At 38.0% G+C, this 15633-nt stretch carries 14 protein-coding genes; 8 read left to right on the forward strand and 6 right to left on the reverse strand.

Annotation, left to right across the window (positions count from 1 at the left end; genetic code table 11):
- Nucleotides 1-92: 92 nt before the first annotated feature.
- Both dapC and dapD read left to right on the forward strand, forming a co-directional pair.
- The gene (gene dapC / locus DIZ80_04870) at nucleotides 93-1289 is read left to right on the forward strand and encodes a succinyldiaminopimelate transaminase (protein RDH84800.1); all 1197 of its coding nucleotides are present in this window, start codon (nucleotides 93-95) and stop codon (nucleotides 1287-1289) included.
- A gap of 19 nt (nucleotides 1290-1308) precedes the next feature.
- Complete coding sequence (gene dapD, locus DIZ80_04875; GenBank protein ID RDH84801.1) at nucleotides 1309-2133, forward strand: 2,3,4,5-tetrahydropyridine-2,6-dicarboxylate N-succinyltransferase; 825 nt, start codon at nucleotides 1309-1311, stop codon at nucleotides 2131-2133.
- Nucleotides 2134-2224: 91 nt separating this feature from the next.
- On the opposite strand, the gene DIZ80_04880 is transcribed toward dapD, so the two are convergent.
- From DIZ80_04880 to DIZ80_04890, 3 genes are read right to left on the reverse strand one after another with little or no spacing between them, the layout of a single operon-like run.
- Nucleotides 2225-2980 (reverse strand): zinc/manganese transporter permease, encoded by a 756-nt coding sequence (locus tag DIZ80_04880; GenBank protein ID RDH84802.1) that lies wholly within the window; start codon nucleotides 2978-2980, stop codon nucleotides 2225-2227.
- Nucleotides 2977-3882, reverse strand: a complete 906-nt coding sequence (locus DIZ80_04885) for a zinc ABC transporter substrate-binding protein (protein RDH84803.1) — start codon at nucleotides 3880-3882, stop codon at nucleotides 2977-2979. Before DIZ80_04885 ends, DIZ80_04880 begins: the two co-directional genes overlap by 4 nt.
- A gap of 12 nt (nucleotides 3883-3894) precedes the next feature.
- Nucleotides 3895-5115, reverse strand: a complete 1221-nt coding sequence (locus DIZ80_04890) for a hypothetical protein (protein ID RDH84804.1) — start codon at nucleotides 5113-5115, stop codon at nucleotides 3895-3897.
- 330 nt (nucleotides 5116-5445) lie between these two features.
- Between DIZ80_04890 and DIZ80_04895 the strand changes: the two genes are divergently transcribed.
- On the forward strand, nucleotides 5446-5631 hold the full coding sequence (locus tag DIZ80_04895; protein RDH84805.1) for a hypothetical protein: 186 nt from the start codon (nucleotides 5446-5448) through the stop codon (nucleotides 5629-5631).
- 21 nt (nucleotides 5632-5652) lie between these two features.
- On the forward strand, nucleotides 5653-5988 hold the full coding sequence (locus DIZ80_04900) for an ArsC family reductase (protein ID RDH85042.1): 336 nt from the start codon (nucleotides 5653-5655) through the stop codon (nucleotides 5986-5988).
- A 5-nt stretch (nucleotides 5989-5993) separates the two neighbouring features.
- Here the strand turns inward: DIZ80_04900 and DIZ80_04905 are convergent, their stop codons facing one another.
- Entirely contained in the window at nucleotides 5994-6395 is a 402-nt protein-coding gene (locus DIZ80_04905; GenBank protein RDH84806.1) for a hypothetical protein, read from the reverse strand.
- A 115-nt stretch (nucleotides 6396-6510) separates the two neighbouring features.
- Entirely contained in the window at nucleotides 6511-8091 is a 1581-nt protein-coding gene (locus DIZ80_04910) for a hypothetical protein (protein ID RDH84807.1), read from the reverse strand.
- Nucleotides 8092-8322: 231 nt separating this feature from the next.
- Between DIZ80_04910 and DIZ80_04915 the strand changes: the two genes are divergently transcribed.
- Both DIZ80_04915 and DIZ80_04920 read left to right on the forward strand, forming a co-directional pair.
- Nucleotides 8323-10584, forward strand: a complete 2262-nt coding sequence (locus tag DIZ80_04915) for a hypothetical protein (protein RDH84808.1) — start codon at nucleotides 8323-8325, stop codon at nucleotides 10582-10584.
- A gap of 55 nt (nucleotides 10585-10639) precedes the next feature.
- Entirely contained in the window at nucleotides 10640-12844 is a 2205-nt protein-coding gene (locus DIZ80_04920; GenBank protein ID RDH84809.1) for a two-component system response regulator, read from the forward strand.
- A gap of 60 nt (nucleotides 12845-12904) precedes the next feature.
- Here the strand turns inward: DIZ80_04920 and DIZ80_04925 are convergent, their stop codons facing one another.
- Nucleotides 12905-13483, reverse strand: a complete 579-nt coding sequence (locus DIZ80_04925) for a rubrerythrin family protein (protein ID RDH84810.1) — start codon at nucleotides 13481-13483, stop codon at nucleotides 12905-12907.
- A gap of 328 nt (nucleotides 13484-13811) precedes the next feature.
- Here DIZ80_04925 and DIZ80_04930 point away from each other — a divergent pair, with 328 nt between their 5' ends.
- Entirely contained in the window at nucleotides 13812-14186 is a 375-nt protein-coding gene (locus DIZ80_04930) for a hypothetical protein (protein ID RDH84811.1), read from the forward strand.
- 141 nt (nucleotides 14187-14327) lie between these two features.
- Nucleotides 14328-15632 (forward strand): hypothetical protein, encoded by a 1305-nt coding sequence (locus DIZ80_04935; protein ID RDH84812.1) that lies wholly within the window; start codon nucleotides 14328-14330, stop codon nucleotides 15630-15632.
- The last annotated feature ends 1 nt before the right edge of the window (nucleotide 15633 follow it).

The following is a 15633-nucleotide window of genomic DNA, read 5'->3' on the forward strand; positions in this document are numbered from 1 at the left end:
TTATATGATGAAATGATAAAACAGCCACTTTGCCCCCAGTTTTGCGTATAATAAGCCGCCACTAACGGCCTCAGTATTAAATAGCATTCTACATGAACCCAGATCTCAATCATCTACATCCTTACCCTTTTGAAAAACTGGCTAAGCTAAAAGCAGGCATTTCACCTAATAACGAGTTAGCGCATATCGCTCTATCCATAGGCGAACCTAAACATGAGCCACCGGCCTTTGTGCTTGAAGAACTGGTAAATTCATTAAGTAAAATAGCTAATTACCCTTTAACTAAGGGCACACCTGAATTACGTCAATCTATTGCTAACTGGTTAACACACCGCTTTAAATTACCGGCTGATAGTCTGGATATTGAAAAGAACATATTGCCGGTTAATGGAACCCGTGAAGCTTTATTTGCGTTTGCTCAGGCAATGATCAAACGCGGAGACAATGCTCTAGTCTGTATGCCAAATCCGTTTTATCAAATTTACGAAGGCGCGGCTATTTTAGCGGGTGCTGAACCCTACTTTTATAACACTACGGCTGATACAAACTATCTGCCCGACTTTGAAGCTATTGAGGATACAACCTGGCAACGCTGTCAGTTAATTTATATTTGCACACCTGGCAACCCAACCGGATCTGTTATTTCAAAACAGCAGATGCAGTGGTTAATTAATAAAGCAGAAGAGTTTGATTTTATTATTGCTTCAGATGAGTGTTATTCAGAAATCTATTTTGACGATGAAAAACCACCCTGCGGATTATTAGAAGCTGCAGCTGAAATGGGCAACACAGATTATAAACGTTGTGTTGTTTTTCATAGTTTATCCAAGCGCTCTAACCTGCCTGGTTTAAGATCCGGCTTTGTCGCAGGTGACGCTGATATTATGCAGGCATTTTTAAAATACCGCACCTATCACGGCTGTGCTATGTCAGGCCATCATCAATATGCCAGCATTTGCGCATGGGATGATGAACAACATGTTATTGATAGCCGAGCGATTTACAGAGAAAAATTTAAAACTGTATTAGAGATAATTTCGCCTGTTATGGACGTTAAGTTACCTGATGCAGGCTTTTATCTGTGGCCCAGAACACCAATAGCAGACACGGATTTTGCACAACAGTTATTTGCTGAAAAAAACATTACCGTATTACCCGGGCAATATTTATCACGCACCGCGAATAATATTAATCCTGGCGAAAACCATATTCGTATGGCTCTAGTAGCAACACTTGAAGAAACTACTGAAGCTGCACATCGTATTAAACACTTTTTAGAAACACGCTAAAAATCTATCGGAGATCTCTATGAGCGATTTACAAAACACAATTGAAGAGGCATTTGAACGCCGCGCAGACATTACACCTCGTAACGTTGAAACACACGTACGTGAAGCCGTAGAAGAATGCATAAATATGCTTGATTCTGGCGCTGCACGTGTTGCTGAAAAAACAGGTGACGACTGGACAGTTAATGAATGGTTAAAAAAAGCAGTTTTACTTTCTTTTCGTATCAATGATAACGAATTTATTAAAGGTGGTTTCACTAACTACTACGACAAAGTTGAATCAAAATTTGCTGATTACAACACAAAGGATTTCCGCGAATCAGGTGCACGAGTAGTACCACCTGCAACAGCACGTAAAGGCTCATACATTGCGCCTAATGTTGTGCTTATGCCATCTTATGTAAATATTGGCGCATACGTAGATAGCGGTACAATGGTAGACACATGGGCAACGGTTGGTTCATGCGCACAAATTGGTAAAAACGTTCACCTGTCTGGTGGTGTTGGTATTGGTGGTGTTTTAGAACCGTTACAGGCAGCGCCTACTATTATCGAAGACAACTGCTTTATCGGTGCACGTTCAGAAGTAGTTGAAGGTGTTATTGTTGAAGAAGGTTCTGTTATTTCAATGGGTGTTTACATTGGCCAGAGCACAAAAATCTTTAACCGCGAAACCGGTGAAATCACTTATGGTCGCATCCCTAAAGGTTCCGTTGTTGTTTCTGGTAACTTACCATCTAAAGATGGAACATACAGCCTTTACTGCGCAGTTATTGTTAAGCAGGTTGATGCTAAGACTTTAAGCAAGACGGGTCTTAACCAGTTACTTCGTGATATTGAATAATTAGAAAACAATCGTTTTTTTGCTCGTAAATTCACATGCATTTAAGTGTTTATTTACGAGCAATACGATTTCATAATTTTTTACAATCACATTATTTTTTAATTTTTCTATAAGCTAAAAATAATATCGCCGAAAGCGCAAGACTATAAACAATCATTGCTCCCGCGGGTAAATCAAATACCGCTGCAAAAAACAGCCCCAATATATAACCGACCACACTGACCATATAACCGTAAATCAAAGCATATTCAGACACATTTCTTATCGCCAATGCTGGAAATATCAAGCTTGCAAAAACAAGATAAATACCCACTAACTGAACCGATGCAGTAATTGTCACCGCAAATAATAAATAAAAGATAAGCGAACTAACACGTTGGGCATAAGCAAACCATAAACCAAGAATCACCGAATACAATATAACCACTGGAATGATTTGATCGAAGCTAACCCAAAGAATCTGACCGACCAGTAAATCCTTTAATTGATCACCACCGTGGGGATTTGTTGCTAATAGTAAAACACTGCCACTAGAAGCTAGAATAAATAATGACCCTATCAAGGGCTCCTGTATTTTTGGCCAATGTTTATCCGAATAATTAAGGAACAACACACCCACTATTGCAGCACTTATCGCCACCAACTGAACCTGCCATCCACCCGGCTCCCAGTCAAAACTATATGCAATAATAAGCCCCAGGCCGGCAACCTGCGCAATAGCCAAATCAAGAAAAATAATACCTCGTCGCAATACACGCTGCCCTAAGGGTACATGCGTGGCAGTCACTAATAAGCCAGCAATTAATGCCGGACCAAGTATGCTCCATTGAACAGCAGACCAGTTCACAGAAGCCCGCTTTTTAACTTTTCAATAGTGATTGAAAACAAATCAAATAAATCATTTACCTGATCAGCTCCACCCACTGTATAAGGTAATTCAACTACCGGGGTATTAGTGATTTGAGAAAGGCGTTTCGCTGCTTTGGTAGATTGATAGGGTGTATGCACAATCATGTCTACCGGCTTTGCTGTTACCAATTGTTTTAACAAAACGAGATGACCGGGGGTTGCCGGCAAACCCGGTTTAGGCTCAAGCGCTCCGGCTATTTCAATACCTAACCAGTCAAACAGATATACCCAGTCCCGGTGATGCACAACGATACGCTTACCCTGCAATGCACTCGCTTGCTGTTTCCATTGTAAGATGGCCTGTTGCCAGCGCTGAGTAAAATCATCAAATCGTAACTGATAATATTCAGCACCTTGCGGGTCAACCTGCTTTAAACGAACCATCAAAGCCTTAGCAATGATTTGTATTCGACGTGGATCAAGGTGTACATGCGGATTTCCCGCTTCATGCACATCCCCCATCGAACGATCAGTATCTATAGGCACATCCAGTCGCTCTACCATTTTTGCTGCTTCAAAGTGCCCGATTTTACCTGGCATTAACCGCTGATTACTCACCTGTCTTAACAGTATGGGTAACCAGCCAGCCTCCAGATCTGCTCCACTACACACCACCAGATCTGCCTTACGTATTTTGGAAATCAGACCTGGGCGCGCTTCTATATGATGTGGATCCTGATAAGCCGTAGTCGCTGCATAACTACTCAGTCTCTCCCCACCAAGTTCATCCACCAGTGAGGCCCATTCTGGCTCACAGGCAAACACATTTATTTCTGCCATAAGTGACGTACTGATAAACAGCATAACCACAATTGATAAAGATCGAATGCAGGTTTTCATTTATTATTTTCCTTAAAAACGGTGAGCACCGTGGGCACCCAGAGTAACGATATACTGGATAAAAAAGAGTGTATCGCTATCTTCATACGAATCATCTTGCGCGAGCTGCAAACGAATTCGGCTGAACTCACTATGGGAATAATCAAGCATGAGTGCTGAACGCTGCGGATTATGTCCTTCGTCATCTAACCCGGCCTCAGCTAGTACCGCTGCATCAGAGCCCTGATTATTAACACCCAGATAATCATAACGATAGCCAACTCGCCAGCGTGGTATAAACTGATAAACACTTTGTAAATACCAGCCAGCCTGCTTTCCCTGATAAGTTGTTAACTCAAGTGGGCTACTACCTGCTAGCTCGACAACGCCGTCTTCCTCACGCGTAAAATACTCCGCCTGTATTTTCAGGTTCTGCTCACGGCTATTACCATTCGGTGACCATTTCCAGATAAAATCGACACCACTGACCTGACTTTCACCACTATAGGTAGGCACCTCTGAAACTGCACCTGCATGGCCATCATGAGCACCTGATTCACGCCCTTCAATATCAGCACGCCAATGAGAGAAACCCAGTTGCCACGCATTGCTTACACCCACATCACCGCCAAATTTCACAAATGCAGCCTGTGCTCCATTACCATCATTAGCCGCACCTCCAGCTGGAAAACGTTCACCCCGTCCCGCTTCTATTCCCACTTTAAAATAAATATCGGTTGGCACCAGCCAGCTGAGTTGTAAACCATCATCAACTAACTGGTCGCCAAAAAAACCGCGATAAATCAGCGGTGCATCCATAAAATCCCAGACATGACCATGCTGATTATTAAGGTAACCGATATCTGAATAGAAACGACCCGCTTTAACCTTGATACCATAATCAAGCGTCAGTGTTTCTATATACGCCTCTTCAAGCTCAACTTCAGTTTCGCCTTCATGATCTGCAATAGCAGTTGTCAGTTTGCCAAAAAACATATCATCAATATTACTACTGATGCTGAGCTCATTATGTCCAAGATGAAAGCCCTGCTCACCGCGATTCGCTTCACCACCTAACATAAACCCGGGAAGCTCGTAATCGCTATCATTTGAGTAACTACCGTAACGACCGTCCAGCGTTAAACTTATATCTGGATTAAAACCACTTTGCTGTGTCGCTAAAGCCACAGAATAAAAACTAACGGACGCAACCGCCCCAAGAAGCACTTTTGGAACTATAGAATATTTTTTCATTGAAACCACCCAAATCAATCACAAGTAAAAGCTTGCCGTCAAACATTAACGACAATACTCAATTTTAATAAACGCGAGATTTAGATAAAACGAGGTGGTGCGCGAACTGGATAATAACGAACCTTATTCAGGCTAATAGCCAAACCTGATAATTCTGCCTGGAACTGATTATATGAAGGTAAAGAAACAATCGATACTGTCGGAGATATTGCATGATCAAGTGCTTGTGCACTTAAGCAATAGTCACAGACCTCAGCAGAATCATGCACATGATATACATGCTCCAGACTCCCCCATTGAGAGAGAAGCAGGATTAGTACGAGAGCTGTGATGTGTAACCGATTCATTAAGCGTAATTATAAAGCAAAGGTATTTATTAAACGAGAAGTGAATAACAAATATGGCCAACCACCTGACATCATGAAATTACCACATTTGATGGAGATAATGAATAAGTACTGGTATATCTACGCCATAGAGTACAAACTTATCATCCATAAGCTTAACGCCACTTGAGAATTGAATACAAAAACCATGATTAAGTTATACGGTATACCCAATTGCGACACTATCAAAAAAGCCAGAAAATGGCTTAAAGATAATGATATCGATTACGAATTTCACGATTACAAAAAGCAGGGTGTACCTGAAAAAGAACTCAACACGTGGGTTAAAAAAGTTGGCTGGGAAGTTTTATTAAATAAACGTGGCACTACCTGGCGAAAGCTAGATGATGATATAAAAAACTCAGTAGACGAGACATCGGCCATTCAAATAATGCTGGATAACTCGAACATTATTAAGCGGCCTGTATTGATAAAAAACAAAACTATTCTAGTGGGTTTTAAAGCGGACGAGTATTCTCAGTTATAAAAAAGTTAAACAGATTCTGAGCCTTTTAACATTTCTGCACATAACCACTGCTCAGCTTCTTCCAGCGTTTTAAATACCTTATATTTTTGACACAGATCTCTGGATAAAATTGTATACAACTTTATTAGCGGCGCAGCTAACACCGAGTTTGATAACAGGGCTATTTTTGCCTCACCTCTGACATCATTGTATTTTTTACGCACTTCCGTAAATTGTTTAATAAAATCCATATCAATATGATCGAACAATAATTCGCGCATATCCCATAATGAATTTACGTTTGAAGGGATAACTTCTGAGATGGAAATTTCTTCCATACGCAGCTCAGCCTCTTTAACAGTGGCATTTCCACTTGCTGTAATTAATACGTAATTTAGTTTTTTATTATATTCTAATTCTATTGGCATTGTTATATGTCGACACTACTTCATATTTTAACGACCATTCAATTGGTCAATCATTCCATTGGCATGAATAATACACGTTTATAAGAGTTTATTGTTTATAAAAATTGAAAATTAATCACTCGGATAATTTAGACGCAAAGTGAATACTATCCTGCAATGATTTAGTATTTCGATCTGGCGCAGCCGCGTGCTCTTCAACCTGACCTTTAATTTGCCTGACAAGGTCATCACGGTCTTCTTCTATATCTGTTACAAAAACCTGCTCTGTTATTTTTATTTTAGACGCGGGCTCACGCTTACCCACCAGGTTTAAAACCTTGCTTAACTCTAATAGAGCTCCCTTACTAATTTTACCCAGACTAATTGATTGCATTAATGCCTGTGAGGTATCAAATGGATACTGCCCATACTCGGTCACATAATCTTCGATTTGTTGATTTAAAAACTTGGCATTAAAATCACGATCAATGCGTAAACGGTTATCTTTATAAAACAGCATTAACACTGATAAGAGATTATTTATCTGAGGTTGCGGCAAAACATTAAGTTGTAAAAGATCATTTATCTGTTCAGGTATATCACCCGGGTAATCTTTAAATCGTTTAAAAAAAGCATTCATAAAACGATCGAGAGTGAGCGAAATATCCTGTTTATTAAAATTCGCATCATCAATATACTCAAGAATTGCCTGCTTATGATCATTCAGCAGTTGTTTTTTTCTATTTATATCATCCTGTTTATACTTTAATGATGATTGCTCTACCGATCTGGTTTTTTTAACTTCTGGAACTTCATTCACTAAAACGGAAGATTGAGCGCTAAGAACAGGGCTCGATTTAGTCTCGGATAAAACGTCGAGTGAGCTGTCTGAAATCACTTCCTGAACACGTTCCGCAATTTTAGCACGCCACACATCAGTTAATTGTTCACCATTATCGGCCTGTTGTAATAACAGTGAAACAAGGTGCTCTGCTACACGATCAAAACAACGACTTGAGATAGAATTCGGACGGTACACCCTTACAGGCACCTGTGAACAAACCGCTGAGGAAACAAGTTCATCTCGATTAATAAAACCCAGATAGGCCGGGTGGTAACCTATATATTTAGCCACTGCACCGGAAAAACGTTTGAAAATTTTACGTGCATCAAATTCTGATACAGCCTGATTAACCACCACATTAATACGTTTTCGATATTTTCGTTTACGCAACATACGTAACAGGGAAAAAGCATCGGTAAGAGATGTGGGCTCAGGCGTAATCAATATAATACTTTGATGGGCCATCTGAATAAAATCCAGTACATTGTCATGAATACCCGCAGAGGTATCCACCAGTACCACATCATAGTGCTGCTCTAATTCTGAGAACGCTTTTAACAGATGTGTTTGTGCTGATCGATCGAGCCCGGCAAAGTCTACAACGCCTGAAGCACCCGGTATAAAGCTAATACCATTAGAGTGAATCACGATATCTGATATAGATTTTTCACCACTGAGCACATGCTGTAAGTTATATTCTGGTGTTTCTCTTAAGAGAATATTGATATTAGCAAGGTTAGTGTCCGCATCAAATAAGCAGACTTTCTTACCCTGCTTTGCCATAGCAATACCTAAATTGACCGTTAATGTCGTTTTGCCGACACCACCCTTGCCGCTACTAATAGCAATTACTTCGGTACTGCTTTTTATCATCTGCTTTAATCTACAAACTTTAGTTAATTTGAAAATCACAGTTTACGAGTTTGCACCCCCTTCCTGCAATCATTAACCATTATTTATGGTGGTTTTTTATTAAAAAACCATTTAATTACCAAAAATTTAAAGCTTTTTATTTTGTGAACACACTAAAACTCACTAAATAACTCACTATATAAACAATTTTTATATATATTTCAATAAGTTAAGAAAGCAACACTTTGTTAGATGGCAATTGCTCATGTTTTTTATGTGACATTTACACACTTGATTTACCTAATATACTTTAGCCATTCGTCTAATCTTTCATTAAAAAAGTCATTTATACACGCTTTAACACTAAATCGAATTGACAAGACGAATTTCTGTAATAATATTAAGTACATGCGTAACAAAGCAGTTAAGTTACTTGAAGATATTGAAGCAAATAAGCTACCTTCCCTCCCGCATGTGCTTGTAAAACTTTTACAGGCCTGTAGAGATGAAGAGATCTGCTTTGATTCACTATCGGATATTATTAGTCAGGATGCATCACTCACTACAAAGGTTATTAAAGCGGCGAATTCACCGGTTTACGGTCGCGCACGTCACTTAAACTCACTAAAACATACACTGATGTTTCTGGGTTTTGATACCATTAAGTCTATTGCTATCACTGCCAGCATAAAGCAGTTTTTTTCTGAATACAGTAATGAAAAAACGCATTTCCTTAAATCTTTCTGGCACCACTCCCTTACATGCGCCACTATTTCTCGCTCACTAGCTGAACTCACGTCTTACCCCTATCCTGAAGAAGCATATATATCGGGGTTGTTACATGATATCGGTAAACTGGTTATTGAGCCTGAGATGGATGAAGAATATAAGTCATATAAACATGGCGTATATCCAGCAGACGAGGTATTGAAACAGGAAGAAGATACAGTGGGTATCAGCCACCCTGAACTGGCTGCTATCATGCTTGAAAAATGGAATATGCCGGATGTAATCTGTGATTCAGTCAGATATCACCATGCAAATACCGATGATATTCAACAAGCCCATCAGCTGGCAAAAATAATACATTTCTCCAGCTTATTAACATCTGATATACAGAATAATAAACAATCTGTAATAACAGATACTGGCATTCGTTTATTTGACCTCTCCGAATCTATCATTGAGAGCATTGTTAGCGAGGCTAATGATGAAGCGAGATCACTTGCTGCTTCTATGGATATTGATATTGGTGCAGTAGACTCAGAAACTGGCCAGAACAAGGACGAATTGAAACAAATTCAACTTGCTCAGGAAGTTCGAGATACTGCGATAGTACAAAATAGTCAGAATATTATTAATACTGATTCAAGTGAAATATATAAATCCATACAACAATCTATCAGTTTATTATTTGGAATAAATAACAGTTTATTTTTATGTATCGATGAGAATCAACAGTTTTTAAGTATTGCAAATAAACAATACCTTACTGATACATGCCTTTTTGAAGACCTTAAGATTGATATCAATGGAAACTGTGCTGTCTCAAGATGTTTAAATAAAAAACAGATTATTGATAGTTTTTCAGCAAAACAGTCTGGTACATTAAGTATTCTTGATGAACAAATAGCACACGGTTTAAAAACAGAAGGTTTTATCTGTCTACCTATTACTGACAATAATCAGATGTATGGTGTAATTTTACTGGGTAGTAGCCATAAAGAAGCACTTAAGCTTCTTAACAATATATCTTTACTTAAGTTATTTTCTGATAATTTATCACGTAAAATTCAACAACATCATAATTACGTTAAGAACACATCAGAAGCAGCTGAAATAAATAGTGAGTTATTTCTAGAACGTGCAAAAAAAATAATCCATGAAACTAATAACCCTTTAAGCGTTATAAGAAATTACCTGGAATTATTGTCTAAAAAACTAAACGAAGATAAGCCCGCTCAATCAGACATTAATACGATTAAGCAGGAAATTGATCGTATTAGTAACATCATAGTCAGATGTAAAGATGCACCGGATGTGCATATTGCAGAACTGGCTGAAGTAAACATCAACACAATTATAACTGAGCTTATAAGCATCTATAAAGCGTCTTTATTTGCAACGCACAGTATAGAGCCTACACTCAAACTCGATAAAAAACTTAATTCTGTTCGACTTGATAAAAACAGTATTAAGCAAATCATCACCAATTTACTTAAAAATTCTGTAGAAGCAATGCAGTCTGGTGGTGAAATAAAAATTACAACAGGGAAAATTAATATCAATGGAAGAAACTATATTGAACTTAAGCTAGAAGACAATGGACCAGGTATACCAAAAGAGGTAATGAATAATCTCTATAATCCGGTAACCACTACCAAAGGACAGGAACATTCAGGGTTAGGCTTAAGTATCACAAAAAATTTAGTCGATAGGACCGGCGGATCAATAAGTTGCAAAACTAATGAAAATGGCACTGCGTTCAGTGTCCAGTTTCCGGAAACTAAATAAATTGAGCTTAAAATATTTTAAGCATAATCTCTGAAAATGAAAATAGGTCTGTAGTATGCCAGAGAAAACAAACGATCAAATTGACACTGAATTAAACTCAGCCAGTAAAAAACATACTGATATTGCTGAAAAAATTCTGATAGTCGATGACGAAAAACTCCATCAATATAGTTTGATGGAATTAATGAAACAAAATGGTTACGATGTTGAATGCGTAAGCAGCGGTGATGCTGCGATTGACCGAATTCAACTCAACAATATTGGCATTGTACTTCTTGACCTGAACATGGATGGCATAAACGGTGAAGATGTTATGCGTTTCATTTCTGAAAATAACATTAACACTACAATTATAGTTGTAAGTGGTGAAACATCATTTGAAGCAGCAGAAAATGCTCTCAAGCATGGCGCATATGACTACATTCGTAAACCCTACTCCATTGACAACTTACTCAATTCGGTAAATAACGCCACAAAAAAACGCCAGCTTGAATCTGACAACCATAAAATGCATATACAACTCAGAGAATCTGAAAAGCTGCATCGTTATATTGTCAATAAATCACCCGATATTGTTTACATACTTGATGGCGAAGGCCGTTTCACCTTTATAAATAAGCGCATTGAAACTTTACTCGGATATAAAGTAAGAGAAGTAATAGGAAAACATTACACCGAATTAGTACATGATGATGACAAAGAAAAAGCCAAATTCAAATTCAATGAACGACGCACTGGTAAGCGTGCAAGCATTAATATTGAGTTAAAACTCAAGTGCAAAAACAATGATCAACCACGCAATTTTGACAATAGAATTTTACCAATAGAAATAAATTCTGTGGGTGTATATAACTCTCACGATGCAGATCCCGGTAAGAAATTTATTGGCACATACGGTATTGCACGTGATATTACCGACCGTATTGAAGCAGAGGAAATCATTCGTTTTCAGGCATATCACGATATGCTCACTCGACTGCCAAATCGCACCTTATTAAACGACCGTTTAAGTCAGGCGTTAACACATGCACGCCGCAATAAAAGTAATTTATCAGTTATGTTCCTCGACCTTGATCGATTTAAAATGATCAATGACACATTAGGACATATTGTTGGTGACCATTTATTACAGGCCGTTGCAATGCGCTTACGCCATTGTTTACGCGAAGGCGATACTTTAGCGCGTCTGGGTGGAGATGAATTCACTTTATTATTACCTGAAGTACAAAGTAAAAATGATGCCGAGCTCGTTGCTAGAAAAATAATTAAATCACTTACCATGCCCTTTAAAATTGATAATCATGAATTATTTGTTAGCACAAGCATTGGTATTTCACACTTTCCTGAAGACGGTGATTCTATAGAGTCACTCATTAAACATGCAGATATTGCCATGTATTCGGTTAAAGGTAGTGGGAAAAATGGTTATCAATTTTATGATAACAAGATGATCAATGCATACTCTACTCATCTATCTCTTGAAAATGATTTGCGCAGAGCTCTGGAAGATGAACAGTTCGAAATATACTATCAACCACAGATAAATATAGAAACTCGAGAAGTTTTTGCGATGGAAGCCCTCATAAGATGGAACCATCCAGAACGCGGCTTAATAAGCCCGGGTGAATTTATTGAGCTCGCAGAAGAAACGCGACTTATAAAACAAATAGGCCACTGGATGTTACACAATGCCTGCGCTGAGCTTAAACACTGGCGTAATCTAGGGCTGGGAAATATTCGTATTGCCATAAATGTATCGGCTATACAGCTTGAACAAAATGATTTTGTTGATTTTGTTCTTAGCATTCTGCATAAAAATGAGATACCCGGTGAAAACCTGGAAATTGAGATAACCGAAAATACATTAATGCACGATACTGATGATGGCATTCTTAAATTAAGAGAGCTTAGTTCGCACGGAATTAAAATAGCCATAGATGATTTTGGTACCGGTTATTCATCATTAAACTATTTGAAACGTCTACCCATTGATACACTAAAAATCGATCAGTCTTTTATCAGAGACATGTCAAATAGCGATGAAGACTCTTCCATTATTAAAGCCATAATAGCTATGGCAAAAGGTCTTAAGTTAAATATTATTTCCGAAGGTGTTGAAACTGAAGCTCAGTCTGAGCAATTAAGAGAATGGCGCTGCAAGAACATGCAAGGATTTCTTTTTGGACGCCCAATGCCCTGCATCGAAGCACTGGATATGCTGAAAAACAATGCCTTAAAGAAAATTCATGTCGTTAAATAAAAATAAAGGGCAGCCATTTTGGCTCCCCTTTATTTTATCTGTTTATTTATTATAAAACACTTACCAGTTTTCACCCAATAACTCAAAGTGTGCCTGAGGGTGCAAACAAGCCGGACATACTTCCGGTGCCTCTTCAGATTCATGTAGATAACCGCAATTGCGACAACGCCATACAACCTTTCCATTTCGTCTAAAGACCTTTCCATCCTCAAGATTATCAGCCAGATCCTTATATCTTTTACCATGCTGTTTCTCAGCTATAGAAATCGCATCAAATGCGGCTGCTACTAGATTAAAACCTTCTTCTCTGGCTACTTTTGCAAAAGCCGGATACATTTCTGACCACTCTTCTTCTTCGCCTGCTGCCGCATCTCTTAAATTTTCCAGTGTTGTACTCATTTTTCCCGCTGAAAAAGTCTCTGTAATTTCAACATCACCACCTTCAAGAAACTTAAAAAATCGTTTTGCATGTTCTTTTTCCTGATTTGCTGTTTCTTCAAATATAGAAGCTATTTGCACCAGTCCTTCTTTTTTCGCCACCCCCGCGAAATAGGTATATCTATTTCTGGCCTGTGATTCACCGGCAAATGCGATGAGTAAGTTCTTTTCAGTTTCTGAACCTTTAATACTTTTAGACATTATTATCTCCATATTTATGTTGTTTATATAAGTACAACCATAAAACCTGATTATTAATTTGTAAAATAAATTATTCATATCATATTAATAGGCATTAACTATTGAATAGCACAATAACTGAAGCCAGTATTAATATAAAAAATTTGACGATCTTCGGATATATCTGTTAAATTCCGCGCTCTTGGTTAAACACGGCTATAAATTGACCTTGAAAGTCACATATAGAGTCCTATATAGGGCTCTATATTGAATATAATAAATCACTAACATTTGAACTACTTCATGTGTACCCTGTCAATAAGTGGACACATTACCAAAGTTAACGAATATGAAATTTAACTCTGACAAACAGATATCTATCAAAATACTAATCATGTATATGATCAGTGCTTTGCTGTTTCTGTCATCTATTGAGTTACATATACATAATCAGGAAGCAGCCGCTTATAACAGTCATGGCTCAGCTGTTTCTATTACCTCCCTGTCCAATGACATTATTGATATTGCTAGCGAAATAGAAGTCAGCCCGGATGGTATGCTAAAAGTACAAAACAGTTCTCCGGATTTACTAGTATTTTTATTACTTCTTACGTTAATTATTGCCGTTTTCAGTCATGTTACTGTAACTCAAGCAAGACACCTCCTCACTACACCTGAACCGCCATTCTATGGCACACCTTCATTAAGAGCTCCACCTCAATAAACGTCTGATCCTCTCTACTTTTCCTTGCAGCTATATGTTGCATTTTATGTCGTGCGATTAGCGATTAATCTCACGTGAGAATTATGATTAAAAATTTTCCATGAAAAGCTTTCTATGAAAATTTTAATTTAGGAGTTTTAAATGAATTTAATATTCATTAGTCCAGGGTTTTATATATCCATATTATGTCTATCTATAACGTTCATAAATTTATCTGTCGCCAATGCAACACAGTGGACATTGCAAAACAGTATATCTCAGGCCATGTCGACATCCCCGGAACTAAAACAGTCAAGCGCTGAAATCGGTGCGCGTAATGCCGAGTTAAATCTATCCACTATGTGGCCTGATCCCAGCATTGAGTTAAAGGTTGATAATCAGGTTGGTCTTGATGATGGTTCCGGAGATTATGCACTCTCTGAAATAACTATTAGTCAGGATATTCCATTTTCCAGAATTAAGTATCAACAATCTGTTGCTGAAGCTTATCTTAATTCAGCTATGCATTCACAAAGCAATGATACTTTGTTATTACAATATCGTGTCGCTAAAATATTTTATGAATTACAGTTTGCATCTGCAATATTTGAGCTGGCAGTAAAACGCGTTAAATTAGCGGACAAGCTAAATACCTCTGCAACTGAAAACAAACAGGATGTGATGGTGCGTTATTTAACACCACTTGAAAAAATGCGTCTGAACATTATTCAGGAGAAAGCCCATCAGGCTGAAGCTGCTGCAGAAGGAAATCTTTATGAAACACTTACCGAGTTCTATAAATTACTTGGTATAAGTAACAATAATATTGTAAAGGTTCCCAAAATATCACCTGTTTCTACAATTCCTGAACTGGAATATTTAATTATTCTTCAGGACAATCATCCGTTACTTTCTAGCCAGCAACAAAATCTGCAGGCTGCAACAAATGAAATTGATGTTGCTCGCAGCTCAGTGATGAAAGACCCTTCTATAAGTTTGAATAGATTACGAGAAAACTTTTCAAGTGGAACGGAGAATGTATATGGAATTATGCTGAGTATTGAAATCCCAATTCATGACCGTAAAACCTCATCAGTTAGTAAAGCAAAATACAACGCCAGTCAGCAACGTATTGAGCTTACTCGTATAAAACGTGAATTACAGATTAATTTAAACCAGAGTTATACCCACCTTAATCATGTTATTGAACAGGTTTCCGAGTATAGAAAGAAAGTACTTAAACCTGCCGGTAAGATGCTTGAGTTAAGTGAAAAAGGATTTATCAGTGGTGAGTTAAATATTCTCTCACTGGTTGACGCTAACAACACTTATTTTGAATCTAACGAGCAGTACCTTGATCTGGTTTATCAGTCATGGATTGAACTGGCAAAAATTAATTTACACGCGGGTAAATTTTATAACGTAGAAAATTCCCAAACCGATATTAACTATCTGGGAGCACAATAAT

The sequence above is a fragment of the endosymbiont of Galathealinum brachiosum genome (genome assembly GCA_003349885.1).
Lineage (GTDB): Bacteria > Pseudomonadota > Gammaproteobacteria > SZUA-229 > SZUA-229 > SZUA-229.

Bases quoted from the DNA above. Each gene is read 5' to 3' on its own strand.
- dapC (RDH84800.1), top strand. From the start codon at position 93: ATGAACCCAGATCTCAATCATCTACATCCTTACCCTTTTGAAAAACTG.
- dapD (RDH84801.1), top strand. From the start codon at position 1,309: ATGAGCGATTTACAAAACACAATTGAAGAGGCATTTGAACGCCGCGCA.
- DIZ80_04885 (RDH84803.1), bottom strand. From the start codon at position 3,882: ATGAAAACCTGCATTCGATCTTTATCAATTGTGGTTATGCTGTTTATC.
- DIZ80_04890 (RDH84804.1), bottom strand. From the start codon at position 5,115: ATGAAAAAATATTCTATAGTTCCAAAAGTGCTTCTTGGGGCGGTTGCG.
- DIZ80_04895 (RDH84805.1), top strand. From the start codon at position 5,446: ATGTGTAACCGATTCATTAAGCGTAATTATAAAGCAAAGGTATTTATT.
- DIZ80_04905 (RDH84806.1), bottom strand. From the start codon at position 6,395: ATGCCAATAGAATTAGAATATAATAAAAAACTAAATTACGTATTAATT.
- DIZ80_04910 (RDH84807.1), bottom strand. From the start codon at position 8,091: ATGATAAAAAGCAGTACCGAAGTAATTGCTATTAGTAGCGGCAAGGGT.
- DIZ80_04915 (RDH84808.1), top strand. From the start codon at position 8,323: ATGGCAATTGCTCATGTTTTTTATGTGACATTTACACACTTGATTTAC.
- DIZ80_04920 (RDH84809.1), top strand. From the start codon at position 10,640: ATGCCAGAGAAAACAAACGATCAAATTGACACTGAATTAAACTCAGCC.
- DIZ80_04925 (RDH84810.1), bottom strand. From the start codon at position 13,483: ATGTCTAAAAGTATTAAAGGTTCAGAAACTGAAAAGAACTTACTCATC.
- DIZ80_04930 (RDH84811.1), top strand. From the start codon at position 13,812: ATGAAATTTAACTCTGACAAACAGATATCTATCAAAATACTAATCATG.
- DIZ80_04935 (RDH84812.1), top strand. From the start codon at position 14,328: ATGAATTTAATATTCATTAGTCCAGGGTTTTATATATCCATATTATGT.